This window comes from Mycobacterium sp. NGS24 (genome assembly GCF_059813065.1).
In genome coordinates, this window is sequence record NZ_JCALDW010000002.1 from 360533 (window position 1) to 383350 (window position 22818).

Genomic DNA, 22818 nt, shown 5'->3' on the forward strand with positions numbered 1-22818 from the left:
GAGAGTGCCGAACGCCCCCTGCGTCGAACGGCGAACGGTACCTGTGTCAAGCCGGGGCATACACACGAGATAGAGATCATAAACTGTTTCAAGGATGTCCATGCGGCGTCGACTCCGCCCGCTAACGGTATTCAGCGATGTGCAGTCGACCAGCCGTCTTGTCGTCGGGATTCGGTTAGATGTCTCAGTACAACTCGCACGTGATATTCCGCTGCTCGACGGCTCCATCCGATACAAGTCGACAGCTCGCCGAGGATGGTCGCTTCCGCCTAGGAGGTTCCATATTTGGCCAGGCCGAACCCTGATAGAACCTAAGCGTTTCGCGTGGCTACTCAGTTGCCGGGCGGCGACCGCACCAGTTGTGCCTGGACGCACGGAACATCGCTCGTGCACACCGGGGTCGGCGCGTCCTACGATGACCCTTAGTGACCGACATGCTCAATGAGCAACCATCGAATACGAGCAGCAGGAGAGACAGTGGGGACTGCGGAAGACGAGAAGTTAAAGGCCCTAGTGGGTCGGCAACTCTCTTGGGTGGTGCGCGACAAGCCAGCCGTCCGCAATCTTGCTGAAGTTGAGTTTTCGGTGTTCAGCCAATGGGGCGACGATGGCATCATCCAGTGGTTAATACAACGCCTGCCAGGGATAAATCAATCTTTTGTCGAGTTCGGCGTCGAAACCTACACTGAAGCAAACACTCGTTTCTTGTTGATTAACAACAACTGGCGGGGTTTGGTGATGGATGGGTCGCAACGCAATATTGATGCGATCCGTCGCGACGAGATTTCCTGGAAATATGACTTACAGAGCGCCTGCGCTTTTGTTACCGCCGAGAACATCAATCAATTGCTTCTCAATCATGGTTTCGCTGGCGAAGTTGGAATCTTGCATATCGATATCGACGGTAACGACTACTGGGTCTGGCAGGCCATTACGGTGATTGACCCGGCTGTCGTCATCGTCGAATACAATAGTGTTTTCGGACGGGACCGTGCGATCACCATTCCCTACGACCCAAAGTTCAATCGCTGGGGTTTGCATGGCAACCTCTATTACGGTGCCTCCCTGGGTGCATTGTGCCATCTCGCGCTGTCGAAAGGCTATGACTTCATCGGGAGCAATACGGCAGGTAACAACGCATTTTTCGTAAAAGCCAGCTTATGTCATGGACTCGAGCCTTTGACCGCTGCGCAGGGCTACATCGAATCAAGATTTGCGGAATCTCGTGACAAGAAAGGCCGGCTAAACTATTTGCGGGGCGCAATGAGAGCCGAGTCACTACGGGGGCTTGCGGTAGTTAATGTAATGACCGGCGCGGACGAACAGATATAGAAAATCACTTGTAAGAACTTGCAGCCCGATTGCTGTATCTGAGCCGCAAGCACCGACGGTTAATGGTTATTTGCCTCGCCATCCGTTGCATCCTGTACTCCATCCCCGTTCATCGACAGTGGCAGATCGACGGTGACGCATCTAGACATACTGTAATTAGCTGGTGCCGCTAGCCGGATAACGAAATGCTCAGATCGTCACGACAGCAAGCCGAGAACTTACCAGTGGCGTTAGTGTAATTCATTCACTGTTGGCAAATAGTCGTGTTGACCGCAGCCACCTCACAGCACATCGCTCCCGAGCCCTCGCCGAACGAGAGGTGCACGTCGGCGAAGTTGTGCCGTACAGACTTCCGTCAGCGCTTTCACCGGGTTCATCTCGTCAGTGCTCTCGCCGACTAATTCTGTGATTCCCGCCCGAGCAGCCTCGTTGACAACTAATTTCAATCCACATGAACCTGTGGCCGTCGGGTGCAGCTTCCTACTCGCTACCTGAGGCGATCCGCAGGAAGCTACGGTATGCGTGGGTTTCGCTAGCTTTTCTTCCCGTTGGACAAGGTCTACTCCTGCTGTTGGGCCGCTGGCTCGACGATTACGTCACGGCTTCTGTCTTAGCCGCCTCCATCGCTGCGGTCCCGAATTTTTTCGCAAATAGGCACTTGGTTTGGCGGGACCGTTCGGGACGAGAACTTCACAGGCAGATACTTGTATTCTGGTTCGCCGTAATGCTAGGCGTTTCACTGGCTACCGCATTTACCTACTTGGTCGAACGGCTAATTGCTGACCATGCAACTGTCGTTCGGGGCGCAGCTGTGCTGTGTGCGCAGGTCATTGGTTTCGGCATCGTGTGGGTAGGACGCTTCCTAGTGCTCGACCGGTGGCTGTTCAAAGGTGCGGAGTACACACACGACCCGAAGGGGGCCAAATACGGCGACGTTCCGGCCTGTGCGACCTCGATCTGTCGTGCCGATCGTAGCGACACTGCAACAAGCGATCGGATTTGGGCCGCACCCGGCTAGGACCCACGGGTAGCCCCGCTGGTCTTTTAATATGATCAGTTCGCCGCTCACAACGGAACAAGGGGACCTTCATCACTGGGACATATCGATCCGCCCGCACGCGGCCAGATGGAGTGATTCGCGCACCTGAGCCCGTACGCACAATTAGCTGATGCACTACCTGATCACGGGTCACACCGGCTTCAAAGGTCCATGGCTGATCCTGTTGCTGCGCAGCCGCGGCCATACGGTCTCCGGCCTGGCTCTCGACGCCCCCCCAGGCGGCCTCTTCGAGCAGGCCGCGCTGACCAGGCAACTGCTCACCGATCACCGAGTCGACATCCGCGATGCGCAGGCAACCACCGCCGCGATCCGATCCACCGCCCCCGATGTCGTCATACACATGGCCGCGCAATCGCAGGTGCGCGAGTCCTATCGGGACCCGCGCTACACCTACGAGACCAACGCGATGGGCACCCTCAACGTGCTTGAGGCAGTGACGAAAACGCCGTCGGTGCGCGCCCATGTCGTCGTCACCACCGACAAGGTCTACCGCAACATCAACCAGGAGGCCGGCTACGTCGAGACCGACCCACTCGGCGGCGATGACCCGTACAGCGCCTCCAAGGCGATGGCCGACCTGCTCACGCAGTCATGGGTCCGCAGCTATCCCGGTTGCCCTACGGCTATCGCTCGCGGCGGCAACGTAATCGGTGGCGGCGACGTCAGCCCCGAACGGCTGATGCCGGACCTGGTGCGCGCCTACGCGGGCGGACGACCACCCCTGCTGCGTTTCCCCCAGGCAGTGCGGCCTTGGCAGCACGTCCTGGACTGCCTCAATGGCTACCTGGTCATCGCGGAGGCCCTGCTGTCCGACGGCGCAAAAGGCCAGGACCAATGGAACATCGGCCCCGGCCGGGACAGCTTCGTCGAGGTCGGCCAGGTTGCGACACTCGCCGCCGAACTGTGGGGCGGCGGCGCCCACTGGGACAACCAGCCCGGGGAACATCCGCACGAAGCGAATCTGCTGGCCCTCGACGCGACCAAGGCGCAGCGTGAACTCGGCTGGCGCAACCGGCTCCGCTTCCACGACGCTGTCGGCTGGACTATCGACTGGGAGCGCCGCGTACACGACGGCGCCGACCCGCTCGCGGTAACCCTGGAGAAGATCGGCGCCTTCGAAAACCTCGGGTAGCCCCTACCCCGCCACCGCACCCGGCTCCGAATACGGAGCGCCCAACCCGTGCACCGGCCGATACCCCCGCTTGCGTGCCTTCGCAGCACCTTGACGAATCAGCGCCGCCAGAGCGACGAACGCAGCGTGGTCGGTCAACACCAATGGCGTGAGCAGACGGTTGTGCACCACCGCGATCGCCAGACCCGATTCCGGGTCGGCCCAACCGACTGACCCTCCCAGGCCCACGTGGCCGAAGCCCGGCATCACGTTGCCGATGGGCAGTGCGTGATATCCAAGGTGAAATGCCATGGGCACGAAGATGTTCCGGTCCCGCTGCACGACCCGCTCACCAGTGAGCCCGGCGACCAGCCGTCGGGACAGGAACCGGGTGCCGTCGACCTCTCCCCCGTTGGCGATCGCACCGTACATCCGGGCGAGAGCTCGTGCGGTGACCACGCCGTTGGCAGCCGGGATCTCGGCGTCCAGCATCGACATGTTCCCCGACACCGAGGCGATGACTCCCGGGAAATACATGGAGCGGTACCCGCCGGAGAAGTGATTGGCGATCTTCTGAATCCCCCAGTTGACGATCGGGGCGCCGGCGATGTCCTGGGGCATGATGATTTCGGCGGCCCGGGTGGGTGAGCCGGCCGGCGGACGGCCCAGGTGAAAGCCGTCGGTACCGAGCGGTTCGGCGAGTTCCTCGCGGAACAGCGCCCGCATGTCCTTGCCGGTGACTGCGCGGGCCAGTCCCGACATCAGCCAACCGAAGGTCAACGCATGGTAGGCCGGTTGACCCAGCAGCCGTCCCGGCGCCGCCGCTGCGAGCCGTTCCTCCATCTCGACATGATTGAAGATGTTCGCCTGGGTGGCTCCGCGCAGGCCCGACAGGCCGGCGGTGTGCTTCATCACCTCGCGAACCGTCATGTCGGCCTTGCCGTTGGCGCCGAACGAGTGCCAGTACTCGGCGACCGGTGCCTCGTAGTCGATCAGGCCGCGGTCAGCGAGTCGGTGGATGACGGTGGCGGCCATGCCTTTGGTGGCCGAGAACACCATCGGCGCGGTGTCAGCCGACCACGGCACCTTGCCGTCCCGGTCCGCCCAGCCCTTCCACACGTCGACGACGGGTTGCCCGTCCAAATAGACCGCCAACGCGCCGCCGCCGAAGCGGTGACCGGGCCACATGGTAGAGAAAGCACGAACGACGCATCCGAAGTGGGAGTCCGCGGCGCCGAACACACCATGCCCTGCGTCAGGGGCATCGTGGGAAGGAACAGCGCGTCGATCGACTCCGATGTCTACCGTCACGAATCTGAATTTACTTCACCCGTCTAACTGCCCACCGGCAAACCCGGACATATTTACCGATCTGTTAAGTCGTCGCGATCTCAAGTATTTGCTGGGCGGCTAGAGCGGGGGTCAGCTCACCGTCGCGCACCTGCCGCTCGACGTCGGGGCGGATCCTGCGCACCTCCGGGTTGGACAAAACCCGGTCCAGCACCGTGTCCCGCACCATCTGCCAGGTCCAGTCCACCTGCTGGTCGCGACGACGCGCCTCGAACTTGCCGGCCTCGGTGAGTACGTCGCGGTGCTTCTCCACGGTCTGCCACAACTCGGCCAGGCCGGTTTCCTCCATCGCACTCATGGTCAGAACCGGTGGCCGCCACAGGGTTTCGCGCGGATAGATCAGCCTGATGGCTCCGGAGAGTTCGCGCGCGGCCATCCGCGCATCCTTGAGGTGGGCACCGTCGGCTTTGTTGACCACCACGATATCGGCCAGCTCCAGCACGCCCTTTTTGATACCTTGCAACTGATCCCCACTTCGCGCCAGCGTCAGCAACACGAACGTGTCGACCATGTTGGACACTGCGACCTCGGACTGGCCGACGCCCACGGTTTCGATCAGGATCACGTCAAAACCGGCTGCCTCCAACAACACAACCGTTTCCCGGGTCGCCTTTGCCACGCCGCCCAGAGTCCCCGACGTGGGAGACGGCCGGATGTAGGCATCGGGGTGCACTGCCAGGCGCGCCATCCTGGTCTTGTCGCCCAGAATTGAGCCACCGGTCCGCGTTGAGGACGGATCGACAGCCAACACCGCCACTTTGTGGCCCTGTCCAATCAAATGCATGCCCAGGGCTTCGATGCTGGTGGACTTACCCACCCCCGGCACGCCGGTGATGCCGACCCGATGGGCATTGCCGGAATCGGGCAGCAGTTCCAGCAGCAGTTGTTGCGCCCGCTCTCGATGGTCGGCGCGCGTCGATTCCAGCAGTGTGATGGCCCGCGGCAGGGCTGCGCGGTCGCCTCCTCGGATCGCTTCGGATAGCTCCGTCACGGAGCTGCCAGTTGGCGACATCACTTACTTGCCGGGACGCGAGCGAGATGGGGAACGGTCACGGTTTAGCCTTCCCACGACGGCTGACTGCCTGGACGGGTTCTTGTCGGTTCTCCAGAATCCCATATCGCGAGGCTGGTTCGGGACGGCCATCCCGGGGTGGGCACGTGCGATCCCCAGACTGCCCGCCACAAGCTACGAGCACTGAGCCTGACTACGAGCCAACGTTGTTGAGGTTGCCGAAAGGTATGGCCGCAAAGACGACGACAGCTGCGACGAATACCTGCCAGTCACGTCGGGTCACCCTCTGATCGATTTCAGGTCTCTCAATCGCATAAAGAATATAAACAGTGGTTATGTCCAGAGCAATGACGGTATACCAACGCGTCCAATCAACGGCGGTCACGAAAAGCGGAAGCAGGAGTGCTATGCTGAGCAACACCATCCGACGATCATTGTAAATTTCTTGGGCAAATGAACGGGCAGAAACTCCGCATACATAGCGGACAGCCGACAATGTCAGAAACAATATAGCGATACCAAGGACCAGTGAAGCGAAAAGCTTAGGCAGTCCATAGGACGCCACCACCCTAGCACCGTCAAAAATATCCATGTAAAAAAACGGCATGGTCTTCGTACACACCCAGTCGTGGAAATCCGACTGATGTTGAAACTGACCGAATAAAAAACTCAGGCTTCGATGGGGGGCATCGTATGTCCCTACGGGATCGTCAACCAGTCCATGTGGAATTTGAGTACACAAAGACGTCGCGGTATCACGACGACCCAGCATCGCCACAAAAACCAGCGCCAACAGGCCTGGTCCTACGGCTAATAGACTGAGTAGGCGCTTCGCCGCGCTCGTAGTGTCTTTCGCAAGAACGGTTATCGCAAGGACTGCGCCGAGGGCGAACTGCACCGCCATGGCTTCATGGATCAAGGTGAAGACTGCTCCGGTCGCACCGTAGATCACGCAGTAGATGACCCTCGACCGGCGGCTGCCAGCACTTCGAACGGCGATACTGAATATGACGAGAGCAGACATGCCCCATATTTCGGGATGCGCGTTATATACCAGGTAGGAAACCGAGAAGGGCAGGACGGGAACCAGTAGAGCCAGCATCCTCCGCCGCTCTGAGCCTGGGTTGGGCTTCAAGACAAGCCAGACGAAGAACGCCAAGCAGATCAGCCACGTTATCGCTGAAGCCCACAGAATCGCATATGCGACATCAAAGTAGTTGTGCTCAGGAAATATTCGGATCAACTCACCGGCTAAACCACGGCGTACAAATCCGTATTTATAATTGATAGCATAGTACTGCAGCAATACGACTGCATTGGAATAGACCGACATCACAACAAACACGTGGAAAGTTGTGCAGGCTAGCACCCACAGCGTCAGAAGTATGAATACACGCTGTCTCCTCTTCGCCGTCCTCGTGACATCCGGACCAGGCTCGCGGCCTTCCAATGTCGGGTTCCCCGACGCGCATCCATCGGCGGCGCCGACAATTCCGCGCTGCCTGCTGACGCGGGTGAAGGCAGCACGCATTCAGCCAATCTAATTGACCAACGGCCTTCAAGTGGGCGATTCCATGCGCGAATCAGACAGTGGGCACAGGCTGTCAAAGCAGCTCCGCCGCATATCAAACCCGCTCTAGTCCAGAGCGCAAGCTCGGTCTGCGTGGACCGATTTATTACGCTCGGCGCGCCTTTGCCTGGAGCCAGTATGAATTTCGCCAAAACTCAAGTGGCAGTGCACTTTCCAGCCACCGCGCGAAGCGGAATCCTCAGGTCATTCGCTTAGTTCGTATCCCAGGCGTTCGCCCAGCTTCTGCAGCAACCCGATTGCCGCGTCCGCGATCACCGTCCCCGGCGGGAAGATCGCCGCAGCCCCGGCCTCGTACAGCTCGTCGAAATCTCCGGGCGGGATCACCCCGCCGACCACCACCATGATGTCGGAGCGCCCCACCTCGGCCAGCGCGTCGCGCAGCGCCGGCACCAGCGTCAGGTGTCCCGCAGCCAGCGAGGACACCCCGACCACGTGCACGTCGTTGTCGGCAGCCTGCCGGGCCACTTCTTCGGGGGTGGAGAACAGCGAACCCACGTCGACGTCGAACCCGATGTCGGCGAACGCGGTGGCGATCACTTTCTGTCCGCGGTCGTGGCCGTCCTGGCCCATTTTGGCGATCAGGATCCTGGGCCGGCGGCCGTCGGCCTCGGCGAACTTTTCGACGAGTTCAGTGGCTTCAGCGATGTTGGGCGCCTTTCCAACTTCGTCGCGGTAGACCCCCGCGATGGTGCGAATCTCAGCCTGGTGGCGCCCGTAGACCTTCTCCAGGGCGTCGGAGATCTCCCCCACGGTGGCCTTGTGCCGGGCCGCGTTGATCGCCAGTGCCATGAGGTTGTTGCCCAACCCGTCCTCACCCGCAGGTCCGGACGCCGACGCCGCCCGGGTCAGCTCGGCCAGTGCCGCCTCGACCGCCTCAGCGTCCCGGTTCGCCCGCAGATCCTTCAACTTCGCCAGCTGCTCAGAACGCACCCGGCTGTTTTCTACCTTGAGGACCTCGATCTCCTGGTCCTCTTCTACCTGGTATTTGTTCACCCCGATCACCGGCTGCTGGCCGGAGTCGATGCGGGCCTGGGTTCGCGCGGCGGCCTCCTCGATGCGCAGCTTGGGGATGCCTTCGCCGATCGCCTGGGCCATGCCGCCGTGCTCGGCAACTTCTTCGATGTGGGCACGGGCCTGCTGCGCGAGCTGATGGGTCAGCCACTCCACGTAGTACGAACCTGCCCACGGGTCGATCGGCCGGGTGGTGCCCGACTCCTGCTGCAGCACCAGCTGGGTATTGCGGGCGATGCGCGCGGAGAAGTCGGTGGGCAGCGCCAGTGCCTCGTCCAGGGCGTTGGTGTGCAGCGACTGGGTGTGGCCCTGGGTGGCGGCCATTGCCTCGATACAGGTGCGAGCCACGTTGTTGAACACGTCCTGCGCCGTCAGCGACCAGCCCGAGGTCTGCGAATGGGTGCGCAGCGACAGCGATTTGGCGCTCTTCGGGTCAAACTTGGCGACCAGTTCGCTCCACAGCAGCCGCCCGGCCCGCAGCTTGGCCACCTCCATGAAGAAGTTCATCCCGATGCCCCAGAAGAAGGACAGCCGCGGGGCGAACTTGTCGATGTCCAGCCCAGCGTCCAGGCCTGCCTTGATGTACTCGACGCCGTCGGCCAGCGTGTAGGCCAGCTCCAAATCCGCGGTGGCCCCGGCCTCTTGGATGTGGTAGCCGGAGATCGAGATGGAGTTGAACTTCGGCATCTTGGCGCTGGTGTAGGCGAAGATGTCGGAGATGATCCGCATGGACGGCTTGGGCGGATAAATGTAGGTATTGCGCACCATGAACTCTTTGAGGATGTCGTTCTGGATGGTGCCGGCCAGCTTCTCCGGCGGCACCCCTTGCTCCTCGGCGGCCACCACGTACAACGCCAGGATCGGCAGCACCGCACCGTTCATGGTCATCGACACCGACACCGTCGACAGGTCGATGCCGTCGAACAACTGCCGCATGTCGAGAATGGAATCGATTGCCACACCGGCCATTCCGACGTCACCCTGCACGCGCGGGTGGTCGGAGTCGTACCCGCGGTGGGTGGCCAGGTCGAAGGCGACGGACAAACCTTTTTGGCCGGCTGCCAGGTTGCGCCGGTAGAACGCGTTGGACTCCGCCGCCGTGGAGAAGCCGGCGTACTGGCGGATGGTCCACGGCTGGTTGACGTACATCGTCGGGTACGGCCCGCGCACAAATGGCGGCTCACCAGGGAAGCTGTTGAGCGGGTAGCCGGCCTCCCCGGCCTCCCGGCGGTCCTCAGCGATGTAGACGGGCTTGACGTCGATGCCTTCCGGCGTCTGCCACTGCAGTTGGTCGGGGGTGTACCAGTGCGCTTTGGCGGCCGCTTCGACGTACTCGTTCACCGCCTCCGCGGTGGGTTTCGGTACGTCCTTATCGCCTTCCAGTGGGACGTCGGCGAAGCTGCCAATCGAGGGAACCGTCGTGGTCATGCTAAGCCCCCAATCGAGTCAGCAGATCCGAAAGTGTCTGCACCGCATTGATTTTCAGAGTCAAAAACTCATCCGGTCGGTGCTCGGCCTCGGCCACCGCCTTATCCGGCCCGGCCAGATACACCCGCTCGACGCCAGCGTCGCGCGCGGCGGCCACCACCTCGGATGCATCGTCGGCGTAGCGCTTGTCAGTGCCGCAGATCACCACCGCCTTCAGCGAACCCACTTCCTGAACGGCTCCCGCGACCCCGGCCGCATCCAGCGGTCCCGGATTGACCGCCTCGATGCCGCCGGAGGCCAGCAGGTTGGCGGCGAAGGTGGTGCGGATGTTGTGTTCGGCCAGCGGCCCCAGCGGCAGCAACAGCACCTGTGGCCGCACCTCGTGCTCGGCGAAGTAAACGTCGGAACGATCCCGCAATGCCTCGAATTCGGCCGCGTAACGCACGACATGACCGGCGCGCCCCAGCGAGTCACCTTGCGGCAGCGGCGCTTCACCGAGGTTCGGGAACTCGTTGACGCCGGTGATCGCGATGCGGCGGTGCGCGACGTCGTCGGCCCGTTTTGCGGCGAGCTCGTCCAACTGACCTTTGAGGTAATCCTGGGCGTCGACGAATCCGCCCTCGGACTCGATGGACTGGAAGTGCTGCCAGGCCCGCTCGGCCAGCTGCTTGGTGAGGTCTTCGACGAACCAGGACCCGCCGGCGGGGTCCAGCACCCGGCCGACGTGCGATTCCTCGAGCAGCAGCAACTGGGTGTTGCGGGCGATGCGGCGCGCGAAGCTGGTGGCGGTGCCCGGCCAGCCGCCCGGGATGGCCACGTCGAATGCGTACACCAGTACGGTGTCCGCCCCACCCACACCCGCGCCGAAGGCCGCCAACGTGCTGCGCAGCATGTTCACCCACGGATCGCGCTGGGTCATCATCGGCAGCGACGTTTCGGCGTGCACCACCGCCGCGCCTCCGTCCGGATCGCCGGCGACCTCGGCCACCCGCGCCCACAATTGACGCACGGCGCGCATCTTGGCCAGCGTCATGAACTGGTCGTCGTCGGCGGCGAGCCGGAAGCTGATCTGCCGCAACGCATCTGGGACCGACAGGCCGGATTCGGTGAGCAGCCGCAGATAGGCCACCGCAGCAGCGATGGTGGCCGCGAGCTCCCAGGCCGCGGTCGCGCCCGCGTTGTTGAAGGCGGGGCCGTCAACCGTGACGGCCCGCACCCCGGGTTTGCCAGCAGCCCACCCAGCAACCGTGACGACGTCCTGGATCGGCGGGGCGGTGCGGTCGCTGAGCGTCGCGGTCAGCGGGTCGGCGCCCAGATCCACCGACACGGTGGCGCGCTGGTCCTCGTCGACCGCATCCACCAGTCGCAACATCACGTCGGCGGCGGCAACGAAATCAGCCCCCGCGTCCAGGATCACCGGCGCCATGCTCAGGTACACACCGTCGAGCAGCGCTTCGAGCTGGTCCGGAGCCACCCCCGACTCCCCCAGCCGGATCAGCAGCGCGCTGACCCCTTCGCCGAGCGCGGCCAGCAGCGCCGAGTTGGCCTCCTCGACGGCCAGGCCGGGCAGCGGGAAGGCCTCTGCGACCTTCCACCCGGACTTGACGTCGCGGGTCGGGTCGCCGCCGCGCAGAAACGGCCACTGGCCGGGCAGCGGCGGTTCCGGAAGCTCATCAAAGGCGGTGTAGAGCGGCCGGATCACGAAACCGTCGTAGGTGGGTGTTTCCAGGCGCTGTTCGGGCTCGTCACCCAACTCGGCCGGGTCGGTGCGGGTGCTCTTGGAGAGCACACCGGCGACGGCACTGCGCCAACGGCCGCGAACCTGTTCCAGGTCCGCCAGCTCGGGTACGTCAATGGACACCGATTGCTCCTGTTTTCCCAGCACTGTTGGGGTTGTCTGAGGGGGTGCAACTCGCAAATTACGCTAGTTGATTTGCACCGCAAAAGAGGAATCGTGGTGCGACTATCTGCACCGCGGTGTGCCGCGAAACGCCAGCCGAGGGCAACTCGGTATTCACCTGCGCCCCGTACCCTTGGAAATCATGCCGGCCCCCCTCATCTGCAAAACCGTCGATACCGTGCGCGGTGTCGCGACGGCGATGGCTGAGGCGGTGCGGCAGACCTCGCGGCTGCGGCTGATTTTCACCGTGGTGGGAATCACAGCCCTGGTGGCCGTGGCGTTGCTGGTTCCGCTGCCCACCGCGCTGGAAATGCGCGACTGGGCGCGATCGGTGGGGCCGTGGTTTCCGTTCGCCTTCCTGCTCGTGCACACCGTCGTGACCGTGGCGCCGTTTCCCCGCACCGCGTTCACCATCGCGGCTGGACTGCTGTTCGGGACGGCGCTCGGGGTGGCCATCGCGGTGAGCGCCAGCACCGCCAGCGCTGTGCTGGCGCTGCTGCTGGTGCGGGCCATCGGGTGGCGGCTGAAGCGGCTGGATCACCGGCGGGCGATCGCGCGACTCGATGAGCGCCTGCGCGAACGAGGCTGGCTGGCCATCCTGTCGTTGCGGTTCATCCCCGCCGTGCCGTTCGCGGCGATCAACTATGCCGCCGGCGCCTCCGCGGTACGGGTGCTGCCCTACACCTGGGCCACCGTCGCCGGGCTGTTGCCCGGCACCGCCGCCGTGGTGATCCTGGGCAACGCATTCGCCGGCGACGGCAACCCACTGTTGGTGCTGGTGTCGGTGTGCACGGGGGCGTTGGGCATGTGCGGGCTGATCTACGAGGTGCGCAAATACCGCCAGCAGCATGCCGCGCACCCCGGGCCGGCGTTCGAAACGCCGCCGCCCGCCGTCGACGCGGAGCCGGCGCGCTCGGTTTGAGCACGCTCGGCTTTACCTGAAAGATCGACGTCATGGTCGGTGCCTTCGCGAACCTGTCACCACAGGCATCGCTGGTGCGCACCATCGCTCTCGCCGCCGGAGCATCACTGTGCCTGGTGGTGGCGGCCTGGCCGGTGCTGGCCTCCTGGCGCCATACCCGCGACCGGCGCTTCCACAGCTGGCGACTGTCGTTCTTCGCGCTCCTCAGCGCCGCCTCCTTCGTGTGCGCGATGTTCCTGCCCGGCCCCAGGACACCGATCCTCCGGGCATCCGAGCCGCCCATCCGCATCCCGTTCCCGCTGCCGGCCGCAGCCACCGTCGGCCCGGGCACCGCGATCGCGGTCAGCTACGCCGACGGCACCGGCGGAATGGCCTGTACCGCAGGATTTTTGGTGCACACCAACACCGGCCAGCGGGCGTTGCTCACTGCCGGTCACTGCAACAAGCCCGGCGAGACAAGCAAAGTCAGCATCAATTCCGCCGCCGAGTCGTACGTGACCGTGGGCACGTTCACCCAGACGGTCAGCGAAGGTACCCGCGGCGAAGACCATGACATCGGGCTGATCACCCTCGAAGCCGACAAGGTGCCACAGACGGCGGCGATCACCGCCTCGATGCCGGTCAGTGGCGTCGCCGACGAACTGCAGCTCGGCCAGCAGCTGTGCAAATTCGGCATGAAGACCGGCCGGGTGGAATGCGGACAGATCACCGATGTCACCGACAGCAAGGTGGTGTTCCTGGCCGCCAGTCAGTGCGGCGACTCCGGCGGCCCGGTCTACCTCATTCGTCGGGACGGCGCAGCGGCGGTCGGCATCCACATCCGCGGCGGACGGCAGAACGACCCCAATCCCGGATGTTCGACGCCGGCAACGTTTTCGGTGGCCGAATTGGTGCGGCCGTGGCTGGAGCAGTGGGGTCTCAGTGTGGTGACGGGCTGAGACTCAACCCACCGGGCGGTTGCGGTACCGGCCCACCAACTCCGGTGCGGCGAGCTGCGACCGTACCGGCGGCAGGCCGGCCTTGATCAGCCGCAGGTCGTCGATGACCAGTTCGCCGATGTCATGAAAGGCGCTGGCGATCCCGCCCGCACGGTGTGCGGACAGCACCAGCCCTTCGATGCCGCGGGCGCGGTGGTCAGCTGGTAGCGGCTCGTCGGGCCACACGTCGACGGCGGCGAGGAACCGCTGGTCCGCCACGCGGTCCAGCAGCGCGTCGAGGTCGACGACGGCGGCGCGGCTGACCAGCACGACCCGGGCACCTGGCGAAATGGTGTCCAACTCCGCCGCGCCGAGCAGATGTTCGCTCTCGCTGGTGACCGTGGCCAGCACGACGATGACCTGACTGCGCGCCAGCACCTCGTTCAGCTCGGCCGGAATCATCTGATGCTCGCGGATCACACTGTCGGGCAGCCACGGATCGAAGCAGCGCAGCACCGGATGGAACGGAACCAGCAGCGCGCGCAGTGCGCGACCGAGAAAGCCGAAACCGATCAGGCCGACGTCCGCACCGGACAGCAGGATCGAGTCCGCGGTGCTCTCGGCACTCCAGCTTTCCGTGCCGGCCCGCAAAGCGCGGTCCTCCCGGCTGATTCCCCGACACAAATCCAGCGCCAGACCCAGCGCGTACTCGGCGACGGGCTGCGCGTACACCGGACCACACCCCAGCACCCGAATCCCGCGCGCAAAACACACCGGGTAGTCCACATTGGGAAAGAAATTCCCCTCGACGTTCACCAGTGCCCGCAACTTCTCGGCGCGGACCAGCCGTTCCCGGGGCAGGTCGGGCTGACCGACGATCGCGAAAACCTCGGGCAGCAACTCGTCGAGCCGGGTAAAGCCATCGTCGACAATGACTTCGAAATCCGCCTCGAGCGCCTCGAACCTGCCCGGCCGGAAAAGCTGATCGATCGCTCGCGGCGCAGCCGAAAGGACTACGACCGGACGGGCATCAGGCACATCCGTAGTATCGCCTCGATGCTGCGTTCGGTGATCATCGGGACCGGGTTCATCGGCGCCGTTCACGCCAGGGCGGTGCGCCGGGCCGGCGGCGTCGTCGTCGGGGTGGTGGGTCGCACCGAAGAGGGCGCGGCCCGTGCCGCCGACGCGTGGGGTGTGGCCGCATCGTCGTCGTCGCCGCACGACCTACTTGGCGATGCCGACCTAGTACACGTCTGTACCCCGAATGCCGTTCACGCCCAACAGGTTTCAGCTGCTCTGGCCGCTGGCGCCAACGTGATCTGCGAGAAACCCATCGGCGTTTCCACTGCGCAAGCCGCCGCCATGCTTGCCGAGGCGAAGGCGCGACGGGTGGTGCACGCGGTGCCGTTCGCGTATCGGTTCTACCCGTCGGTGCGGGAAATGCGCGCCAGGTTGCGCGACAGCGGACGCATCTTTCTCATCCACGGTGGGTACCTGCAGGATTGGCTGGGCGATGCGGGGGCGTCCAACTGGCGCGTCGATCCGGCATCGGGGGGACCCTCGCGGGCGTTTGCCGACATCGGAGTCCACTGGTGCGATCTTGCCGAGTTCGTCACCGGCGACCGCATCGTCGCGTTGTCGGCTATGACGTCAACGGTCCACGACCGCCAGGCGTCGCAGCCGACGGAAGACCTTGCAGCACTGCTGTTCCGCACGGCCGACGGCGCGATCGGATCGATGAACGTCAGCCAGGTGTCCTGGGGTCGCAAGAACCGACTCGAGTTGTACGTCGACACCGAACGCGCTGCCTTCGGCTTCGAGCAGGAGCGATCCGACCGGCTTTGGGTCGGCGGAGCCGAGGGTTCGACGCTGCTGGAGCGCGGCGCCGGTTTCTCCGCCGCCGACGCGGTGCGGCTCTCGACGGTTCCGGCCGGCCACCCGCAGGGATATCAGGACTGCTTCGACGCTTTCGTCGCCGACGTGTACTCGGCCATTCGGGGCGGGGCGCCGGACGGGCTGCCGACGTTCGAAGATGGTTATCGCGCAGCGGTTCTCACCGAGGCGGTGCTGACTTCTGCAGCTCGCGGCGAGTGGGTGCAGCTCTAACTGGCTGCAGGCAACGGGAACCGATGTCAGCTGCCACTGATCCCAGCCAGCCCGAACAGCAGCCCGGCGCTGCCGCCGACTCCCGGAGCCCGACGGCAGAGTCCGGTGCCCGCATTGCCGCCGTTGCCGCCGTTGCCTAGCAGCTGAGCGTTGCCGCCGTTGCCGCCGTTGCCTAGCAGCTGAGCGTTGCCGCCGTTGCCTCCGGTGCCCCCAGTGCCGGCAACGCTGAACGCCGTTCCCCCGCTTCCCCCGACGCCACCGTCACCAAAGAGCCCGGACAGACCTCCCGAGCCACCGGTGCCGCCAGTACCCTCGCCAGCCGAACCGCCACCCCCAGCACCACCGACACCACCATTCCCACCGTGGCCGAACAGATAGCCGGCGTTGCCACCGGCGCCACCCATTCCGCCGATGCCGCCATTGCCGAGCACCGCTCCATTGGCGCCGCCGCTGGCAAACGCTCCGCCCGCGCCGCCTGGCCACCCGCGCCACCGTTGCCGTCCATGCCTGGAGCCCCGCCCCCATTTGGCCGCTCGTTGCCCAGGTACCAAATCTGGTACCTTCGTAGTACCAAGTAATTGGGGGTCAACCATGCCAGCGTTGAATGTCGAATTCTCCGAAGAGGAACTGGCAACCGTACGTGCGGCGGCAAGCAGCACAGGGACCTCCATGCGGGCGTTCGCGAAACAGGCGATCCTGGCCAAGGCGGTCGATCGCGAAGGCCGGATACGTGCTCTAAGTCAGGAGATAGCTCAGCGCTCCGCCGAACTGAACCGCCGCTTGGCGTGACGGACTTCCCGAGCACCGACGAGGTCTTGATCGCAGCGGAGTACGCCTGCGGCTTTCGGCCGTTGGTGCGTGATCCCGGTCTGTTCGAATCCAGTCTGATGCGCCCTGCGGCAACGGTTTTCGGTACAGATGCATATCCGTCGGTCTGGGATAAAGCGGCAGCGCTGCTGCACTCACTGGTGACGACACAATCGTTGGCCGACGGGAACAAGCGCACCGGTTGGGCGGCCTGCTGGCTCCTCCTCGGCCTGAACGGCTATCGGGTTTCGACTGACCTGGATGTCGATGCCGCCGAGCAATTCGTGGTTGCGATAGCGGGCAACCAATTGACATGGGATCAGATAGCCGCCCGGTTACCTGAATTTGCCGACCTGACAAGGTAATTTGGCAAGCTGAGCCGGAACTGTGCACCCCCGTCGTGGGGCAGGCACACCAGGTCGCCGCCGTGGGCCCGGGCCAGCGCGCGGGCGATCGACAGTCCCAGTCCCGCCCCGCCGTGGTCGCGGGCACGGTCGGCATCCAGCCGGACCAGACGCTCGAAGATGCGGTTCCGCTCGTCGTCGGGAACGCCGGGCCCGGTATCGGTGACGGTCACCGTCGCCGCGCCCGGATCGGCACCGAGTTCGACGGTGATCGAGCCACCCGCCGGCGTGTGCCGCCGCGCGTTGTCCAGCAGGTTGGACAGGATCTGCGCCACCCGGGTCGGGTCCGCCGTCACGTTGAGCTCGGACACCCCGGTGCGCCGCACCGAGACCGCCGGCGCCAACATGGCGGCGCGCTGCACTTCGGACTCGACGATCGCAGCCAGATCGGCTTCCCGGACGTCCAGCGTCAAGCCGGCGTCGATGCGGCTCAGATCCAGCATGTCGGCAACCAGCCGACCGGCCCGTCGGGCATCGGACTGCAACAAGGCGGCCCGCCGGAGCTGCGCGCTGGACTCCGAGCCGGTCTCGTGGGCGGCGAGTTGCTCGGCGGCGGCTTGGATGCCCGCGATCGGGGTGCGCAGCTCGTGCGCGGCGTCGGCAAGGAACTGCCGCGTCGCCGTTTCGGCGCGCTGCGCGGCCTCGGCGGCCTGCCGGGCGCGCAACTCAGAATCCTCCAGCGCATCCAGCATCCCATCGAAAGCGTCTGCAGCGCGGCCTAATTCGGTATCGGTGCGCGACGGCCGCAGCCGCCGGCCGCGGTCACCGGTGGTGATGTCCTTGGCCAGCGCAGTCAACCCGTCCAGCGGCCGCAGCGCGGTCCGGCTGACGACGACCAGCAACAGTGCAGCCAACACCAGCGTCGCCAGTCCGGCGCCGATCATCAGCTGGCGCAGCTGACGGGTCACCTGCGTGGTCTGGGTGGTGTCGGCGACCAGGATCAAGCGGGCGCCGTCGGGCAGCGGGTGCACCACCACGGTCGCACTCGCGTCAGCAGGGGTGCCGCTAGGCGGTGGCGGCGGCGGCAACATGCCCGGCGGCAGCGGCGGCCTGCCCGACGGCGGCGGCCCCGGCCGGTGCACCGGCGGCGGCGGAAAGGGCGGCGGCACAGTAGAACCCGCTCTAGTGTCGGGGCTGATGCCCGGATCGCCATAGGTGACACCATCGGCCGTCACGATCAATGCGCGCACGCTGCCACCATTCAACTGCGCGGCCATCAGATCCGGCGCGGTGTGGGCGGCGACCAGAGCATCAACTCGCGACGTCGCCGCGAGCAGCCGTTCGTTCAGGTTGTGCCGCGCCTGGACGCGCAGGCTGATATCGACCGTCACGCCCAGCACGACCAGCAGCACCGCCAGCAGCGCCACGACGAGCAGCACCACCCGTCGCCGCAGCGACGGGGTGGGCGTGACCGTGCCCGTCACGATTGCGGTGGCTGCAGGCGGTAACCGATGCCGCGAACGGTCTGCAGAATCCGCGGGCCGTGCGCCTCGAGTTTGCGCCGCAGCCCGCTGACGTGCACCTGCACCAGATTCGGGTCGTAGGCGTCGTATCCCCACACCGCACTGAGTATCTGGTTGGCGTTGACGATCCGCCCGCGCTGCTCCACCAGGAAGGTCAGCAGCCGCAGCTCGGTGGCGGTGAGGTCCAGCGGGTGACCGTTGCGCGCCGCAACGCCTGCGTCGACGTCGAGGATCACGTCACCGAACTGGACCACGGTGGGCAGCCGTCCCCGTCGCCGCAACACCGCCCCGACCCGAGAGACGAGCTCGGCCAGTTCGAAAGGTTTGACCACGTAGTCGTCAGCGCCCCCGTCCAGGCCGCGCAACCGGTCCGGCAGGCCGTCACGGGCGGTGATCAAGACGATGCCGATGTCGCCCCACTGCCGCACGACGTCGATGAGTTCGAATCCGTCCCGGCCCGGCAACATCACGTCAAGCACCACCAGATCGGGCCGCAGACCTTCCAGCACCTCTTCCAATCGGTTTCCGTCACAACGGGTGTCGGTGTGATAACCGACGTCGGACAGCGCCTCGCTGACCATCACCCGAATCGTTTCGGAGTCCTCGACCACCAACACCCGCGGGGTGCCGACGCTGAATTGGCCGGTCCTGCTACCGGTGCGATCGGCGCGAGTCATGCCCCCCATTGTTCACACGACGCTGCTTGGTCCGGACTGCGCCGGGCCGGCTCCGGCAATCTTCAGCTTTGCTTCAAGTTCGGCTCCTACCGTCGCGTCCAGCAACGCACCAACGACCCGAGGAGTCCCCATGACCTCCGACCACACCACGACACCGAGCGACGAGGCAGTCGTCGCTCCGCCGCCCGCTGCTGCTCCGGCGGCGGCGCAGAAACGGCGCTTTCCCCTCGGCGCGCTGTTCGGCGCCGGACTGCTGGGTGGACTGATCGGTTCGATGTTCACCGCGGGAGCCGCCGTGCTGGCGATCACCTTCTTCGGACCTCCACCGCCGCCACCAGGCTTCGGACCGCCACCCGGCGCAGCGCACATGGGTTTCCCCGGTCCCGGCGGACCGGGCGGTCCGATGGCCGGCGGTAAAGGCCCGATGGGCGGTCCACACGGCATGCTGCCGCCGCCGTTCCCGGGCGGGCCGCCCCCAATGGGACCTGCTGGGCCGGGTGGGCCGGCCGGGCAGCAGCCACCGGGGCCGGGTCAGCCACCGGCATCGCCTTCCGCGGGGCCCAGCGCATCGCCGACTGCTCCGCGCTAGCACGGCTTTCGGTCGCGGGCGCGGACACCGCGAGGCTACGAAGCGTCGGCGGTGTCCGGCCCCTTGACCGTCATCGCCAGGACCAACGCCAGGAACGACGCGGCCGGCAACGTGTTGGCCACCGTGTCCCGCACCCGCAGGTGCGCGCCTACCGCCAATGTGAAATACAGCGTCAGCATCGCCGTGGTCAGCCGAGCCAGCGCCGGAAACCGGTTCACCGACGCCAGGCCGACGGCGGCGGCCACCTTCACCACCGGCAACACCGGGCGCACGTTCTCCGGGCATTGGACGGTGTCCAGCGCCTTCTTGATGGGCGGCGCCTCGACCGCGCACAACACCGCGTCCAGGGCGTGGAACGCAGCCAGTCCGGCGTAGGTCTTCGGTGAAGTCAAAGTGCTCATCCGGCAATCCTATTGACGCAGCTCCGGCGGCCCATCCACCGGGCGTTGACCGGGCTGCAGCGGCAGGACATCGGTGGCGGCGCGCGTCTGGGAAATCGCCGGATCGCTGCCGGTGGTGAACCAGTCCGCCACCTCTGCGTCGTCGTCGTCCGCGGAGTGCCGCGGCGCGTCGTCCACCGGGGACGGCTCGAACCGGAACACCCCATCCTCGCCCTGTTTGCCGAGCAACCTGGTGAAGCCCTGCAGCGCAGCGTTGAAGTCGCTGGGCACCACCCACACCTTGTTGGCGTCGCCGCGCGCCATCTCCGGCAACGTCTGCAGATACTGGTAGGCCAGCATCTCCGGGGTCGGTCGGCCGGCTTTGATCGCGGCGAACGTCTTCTCGATGGCCTTGGCCTGCCCCTGCGCCCGCAGATAGGCGGCGGCGCGTTCACCCTGGGCGCGCAGCACCCGGGACTGCCGATCGGCCTCAGCGGTGAGGATCGCGGCCTGCTTGGCACCCTCGGCGGCCAGGATCTGCGCCGCCTTCTGCCCCTCGGCCTGCATTACCGCCGCCTGCCGGGTGCCCTCGGCCGTCAGGATCATCGCGCGCTTTTCCCGGTCGGCCTTCATCTGCTTTTCCATCGACGCCTGGATCGACGGCGGCGGATCGATGCTGCGCAGCTCCACCCGCGCCACCCGCAGCCCCCAGCGGCCGGTCGCCTCGTCCAGCACGCCGCGCAGCTGGGCGTTGATCTGGTCGCGGGAGGTCAGGGTCTGCTCGAGGGTCATGCCGCCGACCACGTTGCGCAGCGTGGTGGTGGTCAGCTGCTCGACACCGACGATGTAGTTGCTGATCTCGTAGACCGCCGCCTGCGGGACGGTGACCTGGAAGTAGACGACGGTGTCGATGTTCAGCGTCAGGTTGTCCTCGGTGATGACCGGTTGCGGCGGAAAGGACACCACCCGTTCACGCAGGTCGATGCGGGCCCGGATGCGGTCGATGAACGGCACCAGCAACGTCAGCTGGCCGCTGACCGTGCGGCTGTACCGGCCCAGTCGCTCGATGACCGCAGCCTCGGCCTGCGGTATCAGGGCCACCGATTTGGCCACGATGATGATGGCGAATACCACCAGGACGGCCAGCAGGACCAGGCCGGTCACCGCACCTTCCACCGGAACTCCTTCAGTCGGTCGCTATGCGTTGTTGAACACCACGGCGGTGGCCCCGTCGATGTGCACGACGGTGACGGACTGGCCGGGTTCGTAGACGTCGCCGTCGTTGAGCGGGCGCGCCGTCCACACCTGACCGTCCAGCTTGACCTGCCCGGCGTCGTGGGCGACCCGATCCAGCACCACCGCGTGCTTGCCTTCCAGCGCCTCCGCGCCGGTCCGCAGCGCGGTCTGCGGGGTCATCCGCCGGCGAAGTTGCGGCCGCACCAGGGTGAGCAACAGCACCGACACGACCAGGAACACCACTCCGTCCGCCCAGACCGGCAGGTCCGTCAGCCAGCTGACCCCCGCGGCGGCCAACGCGCCGCCGCCGAGCATCAGCAGGAACATGTCGCCGGTGAGGGCCTCCGCACCGACCAGCACCAGAGCTCCGATGAGCCAGATCAGTGCGACGGGCATGGGCACAGAATACGCGTGATCTCCGACAATCCACGCCCGTGGCGGCGAGCCACTACACTGCGAGACCATGTGGTGCCCCAGTGTCTCACTGTCGATGTGGGCCAACGCCTGGCTCGCAGGCAAGGCCGCGCCCGACGACGTCCTTGATGCGTTATCCCTCTGGGCGCCAACGCAATCCGTTGCGGCCTACGACGCCGTCGCGGCGGGCCACACCGGGCTGCCGTGGCCCGATGTGAGCGACGCCGGGACGGTGTCGCTGCTGCAGACGCTGCGGGCGGCAGTCGGTCGTCAGACGCCCGACCGTCCGCGCGGCACCATCAACGTGGTGATCCCGGTGCCCGGCGATGTGCGCGGGTTGTGCGCCGGCACCCAGTTTGAACGCGACGCGTTGGCTGCCGGCGAGGCGGTGATCGTCACCAACCCCGACGATGCGCGCAGCGCGATCGGACTGGTGCCCGAGTACGCCTACAGCGACGACGACGAAGCCGACGAACCCGAACTGTGCGCGCTGACGTGGATGGTGTACTCGTTGCCCGGCGTCCCGGTGTTCGACCACCACGAACTGGGCGACGCCGAATACACACTGCGTTCGGCAGTGCGGTCGGCTGCCGATGCGTTGAGCGTGATGGGATTGGAATCGGCCAGCGGCGTTGACAATCCGCGCGGGCTCGTCGAGCAGATGCTGGAATCCGCACGGCAACACCGGATTCCCGACCACGCGCCCACCCGCGCGCTGCGGGTGCTGGAGAACGCCGCGCATGTCGATGCGATCATCGCGGTCAGCGCCGGGCTGAGCCGGTTGCCCGACCGTACCGCCGCACCGGAATTGACTGGTACGCAATCTTCTTCGGAAACGCAGCTCGCTTCCAATGCCCTGCGGCCGCTCAGCGCGGTGGTCCGCTCGGCGCGCATGGCCGCGGTCACCGCGATCCTGCAGTCCGCGTGGGCCGACTGAATTCTGCGCCGACGGGTAGCGGTGTCAGACCCGGGCGCGGCGTGTTTGCTATCGCCGCGGCCTGACCACGCGCGCCCCATCCGTCAGCATCCGGGGGATGGTCGCGCGATTGCTCAGGGCAACGGAGTCACCGCCGCCAAAGCGGCTTGGGGCGCGGCAGCCGAACCTGCC

At 65.5% G+C, this 22818-nt stretch carries 21 protein-coding genes and 1 pseudogene; 10 read left to right on the forward strand and 12 right to left on the reverse strand.

All coding sequences use genetic code 11. The annotated features are described in order from the left end of the window. Window positions 1-477: 477 nt before the first annotated feature. The 3 genes from AC5Y6Y_RS04490 (at window position 478) to rfbG (ending at window position 3524) form a co-directional block, all read left to right on the forward strand. Window positions 478-1332, forward strand: coding sequence for a hypothetical protein (locus AC5Y6Y_RS04490; protein ID WP_473139620.1), 855 nt, complete (start codon window positions 478-480; stop codon window positions 1330-1332). Window positions 1333-1783: 451 nt separating this feature from the next. Continuing rightward, a complete protein-coding gene (locus AC5Y6Y_RS04495; protein WP_473139619.1) occupies window positions 1784-2350 on the forward strand; it encodes a GtrA family protein in 567 nt (188 codons plus the stop codon). 151 nt (window positions 2351-2501) lie between these two features. After that, window positions 2502-3524 (forward strand): CDP-glucose 4,6-dehydratase, encoded by a 1023-nt coding sequence (rfbG, locus tag AC5Y6Y_RS04500; protein ID WP_473139618.1) that lies wholly within the window; start codon window positions 2502-2504, stop codon window positions 3522-3524. 3 nt (window positions 3525-3527) lie between these two features. Here rfbG and lipL read toward each other — a convergent pair whose 3' ends face one another. The 5 genes and pseudogenes from lipL to mutA form a co-directional block, all read right to left on the reverse strand. Continuing rightward, window positions 3528-4814 carry an esterase/beta-lactamase LipL gene (lipL, locus tag AC5Y6Y_RS04505; protein ID WP_473139617.1) on the reverse strand — a complete coding sequence of 429 codons (1287 nt, stop codon included), beginning with the start codon at window positions 4812-4814 and terminating at the stop codon, window positions 3528-3530. 53 nt (window positions 4815-4867) lie between these two features. Beyond that, window positions 4868-5865, reverse strand: a pseudogene (meaB, locus tag AC5Y6Y_RS04510) (methylmalonyl Co-A mutase-associated GTPase MeaB). 193 nt (window positions 5866-6058) lie between these two features. Then, window positions 6059-7396, reverse strand: coding sequence for an Rv1490 family membrane protein (locus AC5Y6Y_RS04515; protein ID WP_473139616.1), 1338 nt, complete (start codon window positions 7394-7396; stop codon window positions 6059-6061). 243 nt (window positions 7397-7639) lie between these two features. Next, window positions 7640-9895 (reverse strand): methylmalonyl-CoA mutase, encoded by a 2256-nt coding sequence (gene scpA, locus AC5Y6Y_RS04520; RefSeq protein ID WP_473139615.1) that lies wholly within the window; start codon window positions 9893-9895, stop codon window positions 7640-7642. 1 nt (window position 9896) lies between these two features. Further along, window positions 9897-11756, reverse strand: a complete 1860-nt coding sequence (mutA, locus tag AC5Y6Y_RS04525) for a methylmalonyl-CoA mutase small subunit (RefSeq protein ID WP_473139614.1) — start codon at window positions 11754-11756, stop codon at window positions 9897-9899. 181 nt (window positions 11757-11937) lie between these two features. Between mutA and AC5Y6Y_RS04530 the strand changes: the two genes are divergently transcribed. Beyond that, entirely contained in the window at window positions 11938-12717 is a 780-nt protein-coding gene (locus AC5Y6Y_RS04530; protein ID WP_473139613.1) for a TVP38/TMEM64 family protein, read from the forward strand. A gap of 32 nt (window positions 12718-12749) precedes the next feature. Beyond that, window positions 12750-13655 carry a S1 family peptidase gene (locus AC5Y6Y_RS04535; RefSeq protein ID WP_473139612.1) on the forward strand — a complete coding sequence of 302 codons (906 nt, stop codon included), beginning with the start codon at window positions 12750-12752 and terminating at the stop codon, window positions 13653-13655. Window positions 13656-13658: 3 nt separating this feature from the next. Here AC5Y6Y_RS04535 and AC5Y6Y_RS04540 read toward each other — a convergent pair whose 3' ends face one another. After that, complete coding sequence (locus tag AC5Y6Y_RS04540; protein ID WP_473139611.1) at window positions 13659-14672, reverse strand: NAD(P)-dependent oxidoreductase; 1014 nt, start codon at window positions 14670-14672, stop codon at window positions 13659-13661. Between the two features lie 18 nt (window positions 14673-14690). Between AC5Y6Y_RS04540 and AC5Y6Y_RS04545 the strand changes: the two genes are divergently transcribed. Then, window positions 14691-15740 carry a Gfo/Idh/MocA family protein gene (locus AC5Y6Y_RS04545; RefSeq protein WP_473139610.1) on the forward strand — a complete coding sequence of 350 codons (1050 nt, stop codon included), beginning with the start codon at window positions 14691-14693 and terminating at the stop codon, window positions 15738-15740. 26 nt (window positions 15741-15766) lie between these two features. Here the strand turns inward: AC5Y6Y_RS04545 and AC5Y6Y_RS04550 are convergent, their stop codons facing one another. Further along, window positions 15767-16171 carry a hypothetical protein gene (locus tag AC5Y6Y_RS04550; RefSeq protein ID WP_473139609.1) on the reverse strand — a complete coding sequence of 135 codons (405 nt, stop codon included), beginning with the start codon at window positions 16169-16171 and terminating at the stop codon, window positions 15767-15769. Between the two features lie 160 nt (window positions 16172-16331). On the opposite strand from AC5Y6Y_RS04550, the gene AC5Y6Y_RS04555 reads away from it, so the two are divergent. Both AC5Y6Y_RS04555 and AC5Y6Y_RS04560 read left to right on the forward strand, forming a co-directional pair. Continuing rightward, window positions 16332-16529, forward strand: coding sequence for a hypothetical protein (locus tag AC5Y6Y_RS04555; RefSeq protein WP_463825105.1), 198 nt, complete (start codon window positions 16332-16334; stop codon window positions 16527-16529). Beyond that, window positions 16526-16912, forward strand: a complete 387-nt coding sequence (locus AC5Y6Y_RS04560) for a type II toxin-antitoxin system death-on-curing family toxin (RefSeq protein WP_473139608.1) — start codon at window positions 16526-16528, stop codon at window positions 16910-16912. Before AC5Y6Y_RS04555 ends, AC5Y6Y_RS04560 begins: the two co-directional genes overlap by 4 nt. Here AC5Y6Y_RS04560 and AC5Y6Y_RS04565 read toward each other — a convergent pair. Further along, window positions 16867-18375, reverse strand: coding sequence for a HAMP domain-containing sensor histidine kinase (locus AC5Y6Y_RS04565; protein WP_473139607.1), 1509 nt, complete (start codon window positions 18373-18375; stop codon window positions 16867-16869). The two genes, AC5Y6Y_RS04560 and AC5Y6Y_RS04565, sit on opposite strands and share 46 nt — an antisense overlap. Beyond that, window positions 18372-19091, reverse strand: coding sequence for a response regulator transcription factor (locus tag AC5Y6Y_RS04570; RefSeq protein ID WP_473139606.1), 720 nt, complete (start codon window positions 19089-19091; stop codon window positions 18372-18374). Before AC5Y6Y_RS04570 ends, AC5Y6Y_RS04565 begins: the two co-directional genes overlap by 4 nt. Window positions 19092-19221: 130 nt before the next feature. Here AC5Y6Y_RS04570 and AC5Y6Y_RS04575 point away from each other — a divergent pair, with 130 nt between their 5' ends. Next, window positions 19222-19680, forward strand: a complete 459-nt coding sequence (locus AC5Y6Y_RS04575) for a hypothetical protein (RefSeq protein ID WP_473139605.1) — start codon at window positions 19222-19224, stop codon at window positions 19678-19680. A gap of 35 nt (window positions 19681-19715) precedes the next feature. Here AC5Y6Y_RS04575 and AC5Y6Y_RS04580 read toward each other — a convergent pair whose 3' ends face one another. The 3 genes from AC5Y6Y_RS04580 to AC5Y6Y_RS04590 are packed head-to-tail and all read right to left on the reverse strand — an operon-like array spanning window position 19716 to window position 21692. Then, on the reverse strand, window positions 19716-20081 hold the full coding sequence (locus tag AC5Y6Y_RS04580) for a DoxX family protein (protein ID WP_463825099.1): 366 nt from the start codon (window positions 20079-20081) through the stop codon (window positions 19716-19718). A gap of 9 nt (window positions 20082-20090) precedes the next feature. Continuing rightward, the gene (locus AC5Y6Y_RS04585) at window positions 20091-21236 is read right to left on the reverse strand and encodes an SPFH domain-containing protein (RefSeq protein ID WP_463825098.1); all 1146 of its coding nucleotides are present in this window, start codon (window positions 21234-21236) and stop codon (window positions 20091-20093) included. Window positions 21237-21257: 21 nt separating this feature from the next. After that, window positions 21258-21692, reverse strand: coding sequence for an NfeD family protein (locus AC5Y6Y_RS04590; RefSeq protein WP_463825097.1), 435 nt, complete (start codon window positions 21690-21692; stop codon window positions 21258-21260). Between the two features lie 67 nt (window positions 21693-21759). Here AC5Y6Y_RS04590 and AC5Y6Y_RS04595 point away from each other — a divergent pair, with 67 nt between their 5' ends. Beyond that, the gene (locus AC5Y6Y_RS04595) at window positions 21760-22647 is read left to right on the forward strand and encodes an Rv1486c family protein (protein WP_473139604.1); all 888 of its coding nucleotides are present in this window, start codon (window positions 21760-21762) and stop codon (window positions 22645-22647) included. Window positions 22648-22818: the final 171 nt, after the last annotated feature.